Annotated in this window: 14 protein-coding genes and 1 tRNA gene; 9 read left to right on the top strand and 6 right to left on the bottom strand. The window is 58.8% G+C overall.

Features of this window, described 5'->3' with window-relative positions; translation table 11 throughout:
- Positions 1 to 197: 197 nt before the first annotated feature.
- Entirely contained in the window at positions 198 to 1,076 is an 879-nt protein-coding gene (locus tag ASF09_RS20380; RefSeq protein ID WP_156359363.1) for a hypothetical protein, read from the bottom strand.
- Between the two features lie 388 nt (positions 1,077 to 1,464).
- On the opposite strand from ASF09_RS20380, the gene ASF09_RS13385 reads away from it, so the two are divergent.
- From ASF09_RS13385 to ASF09_RS13375, 4 genes are all read left to right on the top strand, one after another.
- A complete protein-coding gene (locus ASF09_RS13385) occupies positions 1,465 to 2,139 on the top strand; it encodes a recombinase family protein (protein WP_060526653.1) in 675 nt (224 codons plus the stop codon).
- Between the two features lie 1,001 nt (positions 2,140 to 3,140).
- A complete protein-coding gene (locus tag ASF09_RS20375) occupies positions 3,141 to 3,410 on the top strand; it encodes a hypothetical protein (RefSeq protein ID WP_156359362.1) in 270 nt (89 codons plus the stop codon).
- Positions 3,411 to 3,446: 36 nt separating this feature from the next.
- Entirely contained in the window at positions 3,447 to 3,959 is a 513-nt protein-coding gene (locus tag ASF09_RS13380) for a hypothetical protein (RefSeq protein ID WP_060526652.1), read from the top strand.
- 559 nt (positions 3,960 to 4,518) lie between these two features.
- Positions 4,519 to 5,361 (top strand): hypothetical protein, encoded by an 843-nt coding sequence (locus ASF09_RS13375; protein ID WP_156359361.1) that lies wholly within the window; start codon positions 4,519 to 4,521, stop codon positions 5,359 to 5,361.
- 321 nt (positions 5,362 to 5,682) lie between these two features.
- On the opposite strand, the gene ASF09_RS13370 is transcribed toward ASF09_RS13375, so the two are convergent.
- The 3 genes from ASF09_RS13370 to ASF09_RS13360 all read right to left on the bottom strand — a co-directional run bounded on the left by ASF09_RS13370 (position 5,683) and on the right by ASF09_RS13360 (position 7,802).
- Positions 5,683 to 7,227 carry a DUF6538 domain-containing protein gene (locus ASF09_RS13370; protein ID WP_327196580.1) on the bottom strand — a complete coding sequence of 515 codons (1,545 nt, stop codon included), beginning with the start codon at positions 7,225 to 7,227 and terminating at the stop codon, positions 5,683 to 5,685.
- Between the two features lie 90 nt (positions 7,228 to 7,317).
- Positions 7,318 to 7,393 (bottom strand) — tRNA-Ala (locus ASF09_RS13365).
- 82 nt (positions 7,394 to 7,475) lie between these two features.
- Positions 7,476 to 7,802 (bottom strand): TIGR02300 family protein, encoded by a 327-nt coding sequence (locus ASF09_RS13360; protein WP_031395784.1) that lies wholly within the window; start codon positions 7,800 to 7,802, stop codon positions 7,476 to 7,478.
- A gap of 99 nt (positions 7,803 to 7,901) precedes the next feature.
- Between ASF09_RS13360 and aroA the strand changes: the two genes are divergently transcribed.
- Both aroA and cmk read left to right on the top strand, forming a co-directional pair.
- Positions 7,902 to 9,236 (top strand): 3-phosphoshikimate 1-carboxyvinyltransferase, encoded by a 1,335-nt coding sequence (gene aroA / locus ASF09_RS13355; RefSeq protein ID WP_060526649.1) that lies wholly within the window; start codon positions 7,902 to 7,904, stop codon positions 9,234 to 9,236.
- Position 9,237: 1 nt separating this feature from the next.
- Positions 9,238 to 9,876 (top strand): (d)CMP kinase, encoded by a 639-nt coding sequence (gene cmk / locus ASF09_RS13350; RefSeq protein ID WP_060526648.1) that lies wholly within the window; start codon positions 9,238 to 9,240, stop codon positions 9,874 to 9,876.
- A gap of 293 nt (positions 9,877 to 10,169) precedes the next feature.
- On the opposite strand, the gene ASF09_RS13345 is transcribed toward cmk, so the two are convergent.
- Entirely contained in the window at positions 10,170 to 10,427 is a 258-nt protein-coding gene (locus tag ASF09_RS13345; RefSeq protein ID WP_060526647.1) for a SemiSWEET family transporter, read from the bottom strand.
- Between the two features lie 276 nt (positions 10,428 to 10,703).
- Between ASF09_RS13345 and rpsA the strand changes: the two genes are divergently transcribed.
- A complete protein-coding gene (gene rpsA, locus ASF09_RS13340; protein ID WP_055879635.1) occupies positions 10,704 to 12,422 on the top strand; it encodes a 30S ribosomal protein S1 in 1,719 nt (572 codons plus the stop codon).
- A 160-nt stretch (positions 12,423 to 12,582) separates the two neighbouring features.
- Positions 12,583 to 12,861, top strand: a complete 279-nt coding sequence (gene ihfB / locus ASF09_RS13335; RefSeq protein ID WP_056051424.1) for an integration host factor subunit beta — start codon at positions 12,583 to 12,585, stop codon at positions 12,859 to 12,861.
- A gap of 425 nt (positions 12,862 to 13,286) precedes the next feature.
- On the opposite strand, the gene ASF09_RS13330 is transcribed toward ihfB, so the two are convergent.
- Positions 13,287 to 13,484 (bottom strand): hypothetical protein, encoded by a 198-nt coding sequence (locus tag ASF09_RS13330; RefSeq protein WP_060526646.1) that lies wholly within the window; start codon positions 13,482 to 13,484, stop codon positions 13,287 to 13,289.
- Between the two features lie 169 nt (positions 13,485 to 13,653).
- Between ASF09_RS13330 and ASF09_RS13325 the strand changes: the two genes are divergently transcribed.
- Complete coding sequence (locus ASF09_RS13325) at positions 13,654 to 14,349, top strand: outer membrane protein (RefSeq protein ID WP_060526645.1); 696 nt, start codon at positions 13,654 to 13,656, stop codon at positions 14,347 to 14,349.
- Positions 14,350 to 14,364: the final 15 nt, after the last annotated feature.

The raw sequence follows: 14,364 nt of genomic DNA, 5'->3' as shown, positions 1-14,364 counted from the left end.
CCGAACCGCGTTCGACCAATTTGCGATGTCAGTTTAAAAAATATCCGGCGAACCGGTCATCAACGGAAATGGTGGAGCCGAGGGGGATCGGTTAAAATCCCCTTAAGCACTGGAAAACAAAGGGTATTTATTTCGGCGTCGGGACCTTTGTGTTAGCCCTTTGTACTAGCTAGGGCAAGCCCTTACCGTTGGCTTGCTCAACCCTTAGCGAACACGAATGCGAATATTGCGTCCTCAACATAACGCCGCTGAAACTTCAGGTAAGAAAAAAGAGAGAACAGATACACCAAGCTTATTGCCGCATAGCTAAATAGCTGAAACGGTAGACTGCTATTGCCGAGCATGAGAAGCCCCTGAGGCGCATCGTATCCAGAGATACGCAATAATACATAGGCCATTTCAAACCAAAGTGATGCCAGTAATATTGTGCAGATCGATCGGAATAGCCCCGATATCACCAGATAGTTATACATTCGGGCGGTTGCACTTGGATTGTTATTCATTACGATAGCTTCCAGTGGCTTAAACCACACCGTATCTACTCTTATTTCGATGTCTAGGACTGGAATGGCGCTCAGCTTGGCGCTTGCCGCAGCGAGAACCTCCCTAGACAAGCGCGTTCTGTAAAATCCAAAAAATCCTAATACAAGGATGCCAAAGTATGATGGCAAAGCGGGAAGATGCGTTAAACACCTAATCAAACTACTCAGCCATGTCGCCCTTGAGAAGTTCTTTATTACGTTGTTTTTAAGCTGCCCGCGAATAACCTGAGAAAGACTTGTATTTCTTATCTTTGTACCCAGTATAACTATTGTACTGGCCTTACCAAAGAAGCTATCCATTAGCTTCTCTATAAGCTGGCTACCGACGTAGGCGATTATATGCCCAAGAATATAAACTGAAAATAGCACAGTTAAGGTAGTTACGAGCGTCGAGACAAACTGCGGTTCTATACCAAAATTGAAGCTTGTTGTATTAGCCCGCAAGCCACCTGTATAGTGGACGATAAACGGCAGCGAAAACAAACCACATCCAAAGTATACTACTATGTCATAATTAGCGAATGGAGGCTTCACTAAGTCCTTAACGGATTCTATTCCTGACATGCCACCCCCTACGAACCTTGCCGCCAATTACTTTGGCCCCGGTCGTTTCAGGTGGTATTTGAATGCAAAGCCTAACTAGTCAATCGCTTACCCGCCTACGGCCGAAAAATGGTAAGAATATGCGAGAGGGCCCCTCCGACAAGAGTGAGCCCGGTTTACCCCGTATGCCCGGTCCGAGCCTCAGGCGATTATGACACGCCTAGCGCGACCTGCATTATCGCGCGTGGTTCTCCATCCCTGCATGACGTGTCACAGTCGCCTACCGATCCATCATCGGCTCTGTCCAGAATAGCCTAACGAGCGTTTGACAATTATGGACAACGGTTCTATCTAGGCTTGGCAACAGGGAACCGAGCCAATGCGAACCGTCACCTACTACCGTGTCTCGACTGCCAAGCAGGGCCGCAGCGGCTTGGGCCTAGATGCTCAGAAAGCTGCCATCGCCTCGTTCTGTCAGTCGCGGGATTGCCAGCCCCTAGCTGAGTATGTCGAGGTCGAGAGCGGCAAGCGGGATGATCGGCCTGAGCTTATCAAGGCACTGCATCATGCCAAGGTGACAGGGGCTACCCTCGTTATCGCCAAGTTGGACCGACTGAGCCGTAACCTCGCCTTCCTCGCGAAGCTGCAAGATGCTGGAACCCGGTTCATTGCTGCCGACATGCCTGAGGCGAACGAGCTTACAATTCACATAATGGCGGCAATGGCCCAGGCCGAACGCAAAGCTATCAGCAAGCGGACGATTGAAGCCCTCGCCGCTGCCAAAGCCCGAGGCACCAAGCTAGGCAATCCAATGGGCGCTAAGGCGTTCGGGGAGAGCAAGGGCAACGGGGCAGCGGTGGAAGCGATCAAGGCCAAGGCTCAGGCGTTCGCTAGTGACGTTGCGCCGATCATTGAGGCGATCAGGGCTGACGGCCATACCAGCCTGAGGGCTATCGCCGGGGAGCTTAATGCTCGCGGGATCATCACAGCCCGAGGCGGCAAGTGGGCGGCTCAATCGGTTAGCGACGTAATGCGCTGCCACTCCCCAAGCTGATACCGGGCAGGCGACGGGAAGGCCCGCGTATGCGCCGCCTCAGCCCCGCCAGACTCAATTGGGGAGGGTCCGGGTATTGCCCAGCCTGATTATCGGAATGAGTCTGAGAGGGGCTTATTCGGGCAAGGACATATTGGGACCGTATAGCAATAGCAAACATCACCTTCGCAATCGGTCCCTTCCAGTACCGTAGTGCAATGAAGCAAATCGACCCAGTACATTCCAGTACCGTATTGCATATAAACCCATTCATCACCGCCCAAGCTAGGAAGCCCTAGGACGCCTGACAGTGCGATAACTGTAGGACCCACAGCCAGCAATGGTTAGCTTTAGAGCGAGGGGGTGTGCTATTCTTACGAATAGGTACATGGCGTCCAAACCGATAGCACTCCAAGCGACGTATGATCTAACTCAAGATGATACTGGCTCTGAGGCTTTCCCAATGACTGTAGCTGAGGCATTCCGCTTCTGCCTATGTAGTCGATTATCCTTTATCCGTTCTTACGGGCAGCTTCCGATTTAGGAGGTTTGGGGGTAAGGGGGAAACCGATAGATCCAGCTTAATATTCACTAATCTAAGATGATAATAGATGGTATTATATCTAGATATCATTCGTACTCTACGGTCCTAAACCGTATTCCTGATACGCATCCTTCAGATTAGCTCAGTAATCAATATCGAGGCACCCCTAGCCTTTACATTGAATAGGCATACGATACGCTGGTTTCCGTCATTGGTTTTCCAGCTACCTTTCCACTGAGCTAATCTGAGGAATGTCCGGCACCTAGCCGCTTCTCACATTACGCAATGCTCATTAAACCAATGTCGCCCATCGGCCCTGAGCATCGCCAGCCTGCTAGTTGTAGCATTGCCCCCTGTTGGCATCTAGCAGGCGACCCTTTCACTATACCTGATTTAACTGTTCCTGTTTGCTTATATGCAAGCGGGCTATCTCTCTTTTACATTGGGACAAGTTCCTACACACGATGAAGGATAAGCCGTGAATATTGCCACCGTTGATACCGACCGCATCAATAACAAGCCGGTTGCTGATTACCTCGCATCTACAGACCGCCGCGTAACGATTGGCGTTCGCTTCACATTGGAAGCCCTAGGCATCCCGTTGCCTGACTTCCTCTGCCGTAAGCCTGCGGGTCGCCCCGGTCGGGCCGCTCTAATGGCCGCAGTCGATGCCGATACAGGCACGATCCATACCTACCGCGCCGAGAAGCTAAAGGTTGGCCCGTTCGCGCCTACTCCACAGCGCTAATCTTTAATCCCCATCAATACACAAGAAAGAAAACCAATGACACAGAATACCACGCTTGCAGATATCGCTAATGAAATTGAAGCCCTTGATGCCCAGCTGTCGAAGATCAATGATCTTGTTGAGCTAATCGGCAAGCCCGCAATTCTCAAGGCTGATGAAGTTGCTAAGGCTCTTGCAGATGCGAAGGATCGCTTTGCTGATGCCCTTGCTAATCAGGCCGAGTTAGAGCGAGAGGCGCGACTTAAAAACTTCACCGATATCCGCATTGTCGCTTCACCGGGTAAAAACCTGATGAATACGGAGTTCATGATCTATTACACCCGTAAGACGTGGAATAATGACGCAAAGGAGTCCCTCCCCAAGGTGCATGAATGCCGGGGGTTTGCTGCACTGGACGAGGCTGCATACGAATATCTCGTAACGGTGAAGCCTGAGGCTATCCCTGCCGAGATTATGGCGCTGGCACCGGGCAATGCACAGGAGGCGTTCGGCCTGTACTTCGTCGGCAAGCAGCGGGGCTACGTTAAGGGCGCGGCGGTAGCTGCGTAATGTCTAATCCTGATGATCGGGGAACGGGATCGGCACCAAAGCCCTCCCGTCCCGATTACGTTCCAAAGGTCGCTCTAGTCCCGCAAACCCTATACGATCTGATGCAGCGGGCAGGCCCCTATGCCGATGCCGTCAAAGCCCATCTGGAATGGTCTGCCGTATCATCTTGGCTGATGCAGCCGAATTGCGAGCAGCCATTGCAAGCCGCTGGCCTCCCGTTCGCTGTCGCTAACCTATCCGTGATGCTGACAAGGGAAGCCGACGAACATGCAGCAGGTTGGCCCCGCCTATCAGGCCCCCGCGTAACTCCCGCAATCTACGGCTTCTCCCCGGACAGCCAATGCGAAGCCCGACGTTCCGCCGCCCAAGCACGTTCGATCTGGGAAGCCAATGGCCGTCCGTACCTTAGAGCCAAGGATTGCAAGCTCGCCTTCCAGTACCTTGTCGCCTGCATCCGCTCCGGCGTGATCCCTCCCGTCCCGACGATTGGCGACGTGCCACCTACAGCGCCTGCCAAACCGGCACCGCCGCACATTCTGAATATGTTTAAGGAAAACCAATGACCGCACTAACTCCCCGGCAAGCCGTAAAGGTGAAAGCCGCTCTTTCCCTAATTGCAGTGCATGGGCACAATCCCCGTACTGTACAGCAGCACGCTAATACCGAATTGGCTAAGGGTTTGCCTGCCAATATCGCCTACAAGAATGCACTAGATTCTTTCACGGCTCGCGTTCCTGCATTGAAGAATACCCTAGAGATTGCTGTCGATCTTATCCATAACAGCGATGATGCTACCGTCTCGATGTATGACAAGGCGCTGACTGCATACAATGATACCGGTGATGAAGGGCATCTTGATAATCTCGCTCCGATGATCCTTGAGGATGCAAAGGCGCTGGCTATCAGTAAGGGCGAAGTCACCGAGGCTGATGCCGCTAACTGGACCGTTGATGATGCCCTTGGCAGCACTATCGAAGCCTATGCAGAGACGCCCGATGTTCCTGAGGCATCTTCGATCCCGCCCGGTGAAGTGGTGCAAAGCTCCTTCGGATTTAATATTCCAAAGCCGCATACGCCACAGGCCCCGCAGCAGCCCGCTCAGGCGCAACAGACCGGCCCGCAGTGGATCATGGGTCCGACCGGCTACACCCTCTTAGCGCAGGCCCCCAGCGGCCCCAACGGCCCACAGACGGGGCAGAGCATGACCGGCTATGATCCCTACAAGGGCGGACAGGACGTGACCGGCATTCGGGTAGCTCAGACCGGGGTAAAAGCCCGTCAGTCCCACGGCACTCCGGTAGGCGATGTTGCCGGTTTCCAGACCGATACGGGATACCGCGTCACCCCGACCGGGGAGCAGGCCCGCCGAGAGGCTGGCGTACCGATTGGCTATGACGCCTGATAGACCGACTAGAAGAGTCGCTGAGAGGCGATAGCTAATCCGGCCATAGAGATACCCGAACGCATCCGATTGATTCCCTGAGGGGGCTGATACGGGCGCAAATCGGGTATCTGTATGTTCGGCTTCGTTGTAGGGCTGAGTAACAGGCACGGAGGCAAAGTCAGAACGTGAGCAATACAGTCAAAGGCGCACTAATAATCGCCTTAGCAATACTGCTATCAACGGCAGGACATATCTACTTCTCGCCATTCCAGTCATGCGTTCGCGCTCAAGTTGCCATATCAATTCCCCGCATTAACGCCGGGGAGATATGCAGCCGCTCTAGCCGATAACCAGCCCCGGCACCCGATACGTTGCCATTGCTTCCGCCAAGCTGTGTAGATCGTATCCGCTACCGTAATCGTCGGCTACGTCTTTGCCAGCATGGCCCATCAACTGCCGCTGCACTCCCTCCGCGATCCTGGCCCTACGGGTATAATCCTTGAAGGTATGACGGAAGGAATGGAAAACCTTACGCTTGTCAGCAACTCCGCAAACGGTCCGCAGATAGCGTCCAAACCATTCGCCCCATTTAGCCGTATGTCGGCCATAGATATTCGGCTTTAGGTCCGGGAATACCCTGCCCTTTTGGTCGGCCAACTTCGTAACGTACGTGATGAAGCCAAGCCGCTCTAACTCAGGATGCAATGGCACAAGCCGTTCACTGGCAGCGTTCTTGATCCGGTTCGCCTGCCCCAGTTCGTCGGTCCCGGCAGCGATGCTCAGGAACCAGCCTGACAGCATTTTGCCATCTTGATCGGGGTAATCCTTACGCTGCACGTCCGACACGCGAAGCTGTCCAATTTCCTCTAGCCGCGCCCCGGTGAACAGACCGAGCAGCGGTAGCCAGTATGCAGCTTCAAGCCTACCGCCCTTGGGCCGATCCCCGTTGGCATAGACCGGGCTAGCAAAGATGGCCTGTAGCTCGGGCAGGGAGAACGGAAGCCGCTGTGTTTTACCGCTGTCGGCAACCTTGACGCTAATCCCCTCAGCTACGTTCGTTGGCGCTAGATCGTTTTGATAGGCCCAGCCAATCAGCGTCCGCAGCCGAGATAGTTTCATGTTCGTATTGGAGACGGTTTGCCCCTCAGCGAGCAGCTTGTCCTTGAAGGCCAGCACGTCCTGCCGTGTGATTTGCTCGACCGGCTTGCGCTCAGTCCGGGCATAAAACCATTCGGCTACTGACTTGTGAGTATCCTTGCCCTTGGGAACGACACCGCGTTCCGCTGCCCAGCGATCTAGAATATCCTTGTCGAGATACAGACCGGACCCGGCAACAAGCTCGCATTCAACGGCTTGATTTTGGCTTTCCGATGCGCGGGCAATCTGTCCGTTGCCGTACCGGGCATGGAGAGCAGCGACCAAGCTATCGGCCTTCTCCCTTTCATGGAGAACTAGGAGGCGACCAGCCCTAGCTATCTCAGCCGGGGAAGCGTCAGCCTCTACGCCCTCGCTGAGCGCATCCATGATCGGCCCTAGAGCTTCATGCTCCATATCAGCGGCGAAGTTCGCATCGGCGGAGTATTCGACTTGCGCTTGCTCAGCCTCCCACCGTTGCCGGTCTCGCTCGATCTGAGCAGGTGACTTAGCAGGCACTGGCTTAGGCGCAGGCTTTGCAGCCGTGTCACGATCCCGCTCCGCTTGTTTGAGCAAGGCGTGAGCAGCCTTCGTCATATCGGGTATCACGGCTTTAGCGGCGTCACGGTCCTTTAGACCTAGTGAACGCTTTATCTCCCGCTTCCCAGCCATGAAGGGCCGCAGGTCCGCAGGTATGCCCATGCGGAAATAATAGACCCCGTTAGGGGCTCTGTGGAGGTATGAACACATCGGCTTCCGTCCTCGTACCTTTGTACTAGACGCTTGTAAAAAGCCTTTGTTTCCCAATACTTTACCGTGATTTCAACGGCTTAAAGAGAATGGTGGAGCCGAGGGGGATCGAACCCCTGACCTTTCGCATGCCATGCGAACGCTCTCCCAGCTGAGCTACGGCCCCATTCCCGTTGGGAGGCGGGTCACTAACCGGACCCGCCCGGGTTGGCAAGCGGCGTAAATGCCGCCTGCCAAATTTATTCTACTTAACGCTCGTGCTCGTCCTGCGGCGTCTCGACGCCGAGGTCGTCGTCGCCGCCGAGATCGACTTCGTCGTCCGCCGAGGGCTCTTCGTCCTCGCCGGTGATCGAGGCGATGTCCTCTTCCTCGTCACCCTCGAGATCCGCGTCGGGCTTCTTGGTGTCGGGCTTGGCGACTTCGAACGGCAGCGGCTGCTTCGACTTCAGGATGGGCTCGGGCTCCCACGCATACCCGCATTCGATGCAGGTCACGGGGTCGGCTTTTTCGAGGTCGTAGAAACGCGTCGCGCATTTCGGGCACGAACGCTTCGTGCCCCATTCCGGCTTGATCATGCCGATAGAACCTTTCGGATGAATGGATTGCGGGGGGATACCCTCGCAAAGTGGGCGCGCCTTGCCATAGCGCAAGGCCACTGTCAAAAGCCCGGCCCCATGGCACACCCCCTCCCCACTTCGATGGACGTCGTCGCGCGCGGTCCCCTGACCGGTTCGATTGCGGTCCCCGGCGACAAGTCGATCAGCCACCGCGCCTTGATGTTCGCGAGCCTGGCGGTCGGCACTAGCCGGATCGAGGGGCTACTGGAGGGCGAGGACGTGCTCGCCACCGCGGCTGCGATGCGCGCGATGGGGGCGACGATCGAGCGTGGTGAGGACGGAATCTGGACCGTGGACGGTGTTGGCGTGGGCGGGTTGCTCCAGCCCGAGACTGCGCTGGAGATGGGCAATTCTGGCACGTCGACGCGGTTGCTGATGGGGCTGGTGTCGAGCCATCCGATCACCTGCACCTTTACGGGCGACGCGTCGCTGTCGGGGCGACCGATGGGGCGCGTGATCGAGCCGCTGTCGCAGATGGGGGCGGACATCACGTCGTCGCCGGGCGGGCGGCTGCCGTTGATGGTGCGCGGGATGTGTCCGGCGGTGCCGATCGAATACACGCTGCCGGTCGCGTCGGCACAGGTGAAGTCGGCGATCCTGCTCGCGGGGCTCAACACGCCGGGGATCACGCGCGTGATCGAGCCAGTCGCGACGCGCGATCATAGCGAGCGGATGCTGACCGGGTTCGGCGCGAAGCTGACCGTTGAAGAGACGAACCGGGGCCGCATCATCTCGATCACGGGCGAAGCGGACCTGAAGCCGCAGGATATCGTCGTGCCGGGCGATCCGTCGTCCTCCGCATTCTGGCTGGTGGCGGCGTCGATCGTGCCGGGGTCGGATATCGTCGTGCGTAACGTCGGGCTGAACCCGACGCGGATCGGGATTGTCACGGCTTTGCGGATGATGGGCGCGGATATTACTGAGCTCGACCCGCGCATCGTCGGTGGCGAGCCTGTCGCGGACCTGCGCGTCCGGCATGCCCCGCTGACCGCGATCGAGGTACCGGCCGATCTCGCGCCGAGCATGATCGACGAATATCCCGTGCTGTTCGTCGCCGCAGCCTTCGCGACTGGGACGACGATCGCGCGCGGCGCGCATGAGTTGCGGGTCAAGGAATCGGACCGGATCACGACGATGCGGATCGCGCTCGAAGCATGCGGGGTCGTTTGCGAGGAGTATGAGGACGGCATGGCGATCACCGGGTCGGGCGGCGCGGCGATTCGTGGTGGCGCTCGGATCGCCTCGAAACTCGACCACCGCATCGCAATGAGCATGGTCGTGGCTGGACTTGGCGCCCGCGAGCCCGTCACGATTGACGATGTATCGCCGGTGGCGACGAGCTATCCCGTGTTCTTCCGGTCGCTCGATGCGCTGACCGGCCGGGGGAATTAAGATGATCATCGCAGTCGACGGTCCGGCGGCATCGGGCAAGGGCACCATCGCGCGCGCCTTGGCTAAGCATTACGGCCTGCCGTATCTCGATACCGGGCTGTTGTACCGGGCCGTGGCGCTGAGCGTGGCGCGGATGGGGCTCGATCCGGAGACCGAGGCCGACGCGGTCGCGGCGTGCGATTTCAGCGATGCGCTGCTCAGCGATCCGGCGTTGCGCGACGACGATATCGGCGCGCTGGCGTCGGTGGTTTCGGCGCATCCGCTGGTCCGCGCGGCGTTGCTGCATCGGCAGAAGCGGTTCGCGGCGCAGGAGGATGGCGCGATTTTGGATGGGCGCGATATCGGCACGGTGATCGCGCCGGATGCGGATGCGAAGCTGTTCGTGAAGGCTACGCCGAATATTCGGGCTCAGCGGCGGCATGCGGAGTTGCAGGCTCGGGGTGGGACGGCGAGCAAGGATCGCGTGCTGGCGGATATTCGGGCGCGGGATGCTCGGGATAGTGGGCGGTCTACTGCGCCGCTGGTGATGGCGGCGGATGCTGCTTTGCTGGATACTAGCTTTTTGTCGATCGAGGCTTCGGTGCAGCGGGCGGTTGCGCTGGTTGAAGCGCAGCGGGCGAAGAAGGCCGCTTCGGTTTAGGGCTTCGACCACGCCTTACAAACCAGAAGGCTCCACCCCGGCGAAGGCCGGGGCCCAGGTGGAAAGGTTGCAGTAACAGCGGACCATCGTTCGTTAGCAACGTCCCCCAACTGGGCCCCGGCCTTCGCCGGGGTGGTTGCTCTGTTGGGGTAGCTACCGCGACCCAATATTGTTTCCCCGCGAAGGCGGGGACCCAGACTGGGCTCCCGCCTTCGCGGGAGAACAAGGAAGCGGGGGCGTCGCGCGTTATATCCCCTAGCCCCGCCCGCTCACAGCGATGTGACCCACGCGCCCTAAAGCGCAGTAACCAGCGCCACCGCTCCGAACACCACCCCCGGCGCATTCGCCACGACGATCGGCCAGTCCCGCTTGTCCTTCAGAAACCCGTACCCGACCCACAGCGCGCAATTCACCATCGTCGCGAATGGCTGGACCACGGATCCCTTCTGACCCGACAGGTTCAGCATGATCTGGTCGATGTACGACAGGTACATCACGATCGCCGTCACAGTGGCGACCCAGCCCAGCACGAGAATGCCGCGTTCGTTCAAATCTTCGCTCCTGTTGTGAGCGGCCCCTAACGAAGCAGCGGCGAACTTGCTCCGAGACCCGGTTTCGGCTATACGGAACCGTCCGGCGAGCGATGCTCGTGGAGGAAGGCGCGGAGACCTACGAGTCTCACGCGCCGTTTTCGCATTCAGCGTCTACGTCCTCTGCGCCTCGTGCCGTCCGGATGCCGCGTTCGACGTTCGGTCGTCGCGGCAACGAAGGCCAAGACCAGCGGACCCAACCGCTTGGCCGGAAACAGACTAGGATTACTGAATTCTATGGCAACCCAGGTAATGCCGACCCGCGACGATTTTGCGGCGATGCTGAACGAAACGCTCGGCGACGCCGACAGCTTCGAGGGCCGCGTGGTGCATGGCACCGTGACCGGCATCGAGAACGACATGGCCGTCATCGACGTCGGTCTGAAGTCGGAAGGCCGCGTGCCGCTTCGCGAATTCGCAGCGCCGGGCCAGAAGGCTGACCTCAAGGTCGGCGACGAAGTCGAAGTCTATGTCGACCGCGTCGAGAACGTCCACGGCGAAGCGATGCTCAGCCGCGATCGCGCCCGTCGCGAAGCCGCATGGGACAAGCTGGAAACCGAATTCTCCAAGACGACCCGCGTCGAAGGCGTCATCTTCGGCCGAGTGAAGGGTGGCTTCACCGTCGACCTGAACGGCGCCGTCGCGTTCCTGCCCGGTTCGCAGGTCGATATCCGCCCCGTGCGCGATGTCACCCCGCTGATGGACATCCCCCAGCCGTTCCAGATCCTGAAGATGGACCGCAAGCGCGGCAACATCGTCGTGTCGCGTCGTGCCGTTCTCGAAGAGACGCGCGCAGAGCAGCGTTCGGGCCTGATCCTGAGCCTGGCCGAGGGCCAGATCATCGACGGCGTCGTCAAGAACATCACCGATTATGGTGCGTTCGTTGATCTCGGCGGCATCGATGGCCTGCTGCACGTCACCGATCTCAGCTACAAGCGCGTCGGTCACCCGAGCGAAGTCCTGAATATCGGCGACACCGTCAAGGTGCAGATCATCCGCATCAACAAGGACACCCAGCGCATCAGCCTCGGCATGAAGCAGCTGGAGAGCGATCCCTGGGATGGCGCGATGGTCAAGTACCCGGTCGGCGCGAAGCTCACCGGCCGTGTCACGAACATCACCGAATATGGTGCGTTCGTCGAGCTGGAAGCGGGCATCGAAGGCCTCGTCCACGTGTCGGAAATGTCCTGGACCAAGAAGAACGTCCACCCGGGCAAGATCGTGTCGACTTCGCAGGAAGTCGACGTCATGGTCCTCGAAGTCGATTCCGAGAAGCGTCGCATCTCGCTCGGCCTCAAGCAGGCTCAGGCCAATCCTTGGGAGGCCTTCGCTGCCGCTCATCCGATCGGTTCGACCGTCGAAGGCGAAGTCAAGAACGCGACCGAGTTCGGTCTGTTCATCGGCCTCGACAACGACGTCGACGGCATGGTCCACATGTCCGACATCGCATGGGGTGTTTCGGGCGAGGACGCGCTCAACCTGCATCGCAAGGGTGAGACCGTCGAGGCCGTCGTGCTCGACATAGACGCCGAGAAGGAGCGTATCTCGCTCGGCATGAAGCAGCTCGAGCGTGGCGGGCCTTCGGCCGGCGGCATCGCAGCAGCAGGCGACAAGCTGAACAAGAACGCGATCGTTACCGTGACCGTTCTCGAAGTCCGCGACGCGGGTCTCGAAGTGCAGCAGGGCGACGATGGCGCGACCGGCTTCATCAAGCGCACGGATCTGGGTCGCGATCGCGACGAGCAGCGTCCGGAGCGTTTCCAGGTCGGCCAGAAGTTCGACGCGATGGTCACCGGCTTCGATCGTTCGAAGAAGCCGACCTTCTCGATCAAGGCTATGCAGATCTCGGAAGAGAAGCAGGCTGTCGCTCAGTATGGTTCGTCGGACTCGGGCGCGACCCTCGGCAACATCCTGGGCGAGGCTCTCAAGGCTCGTACGGAAGCAGAGAAGAAGTAAGCTCAACGGCTTAACCAAGATTTGGCCCGGCATGTCGCGAACATGCCGGGCTTTTTCTTATTTACCCCATTTTGGTTTTTGACTGCGTCCGGATTAGTGCTAACGCTTCGCAGGTTGACTTACATCAACGAGCGGAACTGCCACATGAGCGGGAAATCGAATGATTCGATCTGAACTAGTCTTGAAGATCGCCGAAGCGCATCCGGACTTGCAACCGAACGAAGTCGAGCTGATCGTCAGTACGTTCTTCGACGAGATTTCGAAACGGCTCGCCGGCGACGGTCGGGTCGAACTGCGCGGGTTCGGCGCCTTTTCGACGCGCGCACGCGATGCGCGTACCGGTCGCAACCCGCGTACCGGCGAGGTCGTCGCGGTCGACGCCAAGCGCGTGCCGTATTTCAAACCCGGCAAGGAAATGCGCGCCCGCCTCAACGTGTGAGGTCTTGGCGGCGGCGCCGAAGCGTCTTAAGACCGCCTCGGATGCGGGCGTGGCGGAATGGTAGACGCACCGGACTTAGACATGCTTGAGTGCCCACGGGGAAACCCGCGGCGTAGAACTGCTCAAATTCGGGGAAGCCTGTAAAATGGGAATCCCGAGCCAAGCCCGAGAGCGATCTCGGGAAGGTGTAGAGACTAGACGGGCAGCACCTGTATCCCGGCCTGCCGGGACATGGTGAAGGGATAGTCCAGACCACAAACGCCCTCGGGCGGCGGTGAAAACCGTAGCTGGTACGAAAATCCGTTGGGCCTAGGCCCGTGGGGGTTCGAGTCCCCCCGCCCGCACCATCCTTCCCAATGGGCCTGCCCGTCGATCGAAGCCAGCGACGCCCCGCGGCGACGCAGTTCACCCGGCAGCCGCACCCATCACTCTGCGCTCGACGATCCTTTTGCGGCGTGCATCAAGTCGACCAGCTGTTTGTTGATCGATGCGCCGTGCAGGTGAAGATGCACCGCATCATAGCCCTCGCGGCGCAAGCGCTGTCGCAGGTCGTTGACCGAGCTGCAGGCGCCGGATCGTGCCAGTTCGAATGCGCGCTCCACGGTGGTGATCTGTTCCGTCATGCTACCGCCCTAGGCGTTCTGTCGCCCCTTCGCGAGCGCTCATTCGAAGCCCGACCGATGGATCGGAAATAGACGCAACCGGGCTAGGTTAACCTTGTCGAAACCACGCGGCGGGGAGAGAGACAGCCGTGGGATCAGCCAGGGGGCTGGTTCACAGGGGACCTATCGAATGTACAAGTACCTGCTTATCGCGGCACTCGCCGCCGCACCGGCCGCGCCGGCTTTCGCCCAGTCCGACGTGGGTCCGAATGGCGCTAGCGACGCTGCGACCGCGTATGGCCAGTCCGACGGCGTCAGCGGCCTGCGCGTCGAGCCGCGGATCGGCTACGACCGCGTCATCACTGAACTGAACGTCGAAGCCGGCGAAGACTCTGCCCGCCTCAGCGAAGGCAAGAGCGGCGTCACCTATGGCGGCGAGGTCGGCTACGATATGGTCGTCAACGGCGGCACCATGCTCGGCGTCTATGGCGGTATCGAGGGTTCGAGCGCTAAGCAGTGCTTCGACGGTGGCGATGGTGTCGACACCTGCCTGAAGCCCGGTCGCAACCTTACCGCTGGCGTGCGCGGTGGCTTTCTGATCAACCCGACGACGGTAGCCTATATCAAGGGCGGCTATTCGAACGGCCAGATCCGCCTCAACTACACCGATCCGACCTTTCCTGAGGACAATTTCCGCCTTTCGGACAATCTGAGCGGCTTCCATGTCGGCGCAGGCGTACAGGCCGGGTTCGGGCGCAATTTCTACGGCAAGCTCGAATACGTCTACACCGATTACAACGGCTACGAAGTCGTCGACGGGTCGGACAAGGCGAGCCTCGATTTCAGCCGTCACCAGGTCGTCGCCGGGATCGGCTTCCACTTCTAATATCGTTCTTGCTAT

This window comes from Sphingomonas sp. Leaf242 (genome assembly GCF_001422045.1).
Classification (GTDB): Bacteria; Pseudomonadota; Alphaproteobacteria; order Sphingomonadales; family Sphingomonadaceae; genus Sphingomonas.
This window is presented reverse-complemented; position numbering and strand designations above follow the sequence as displayed.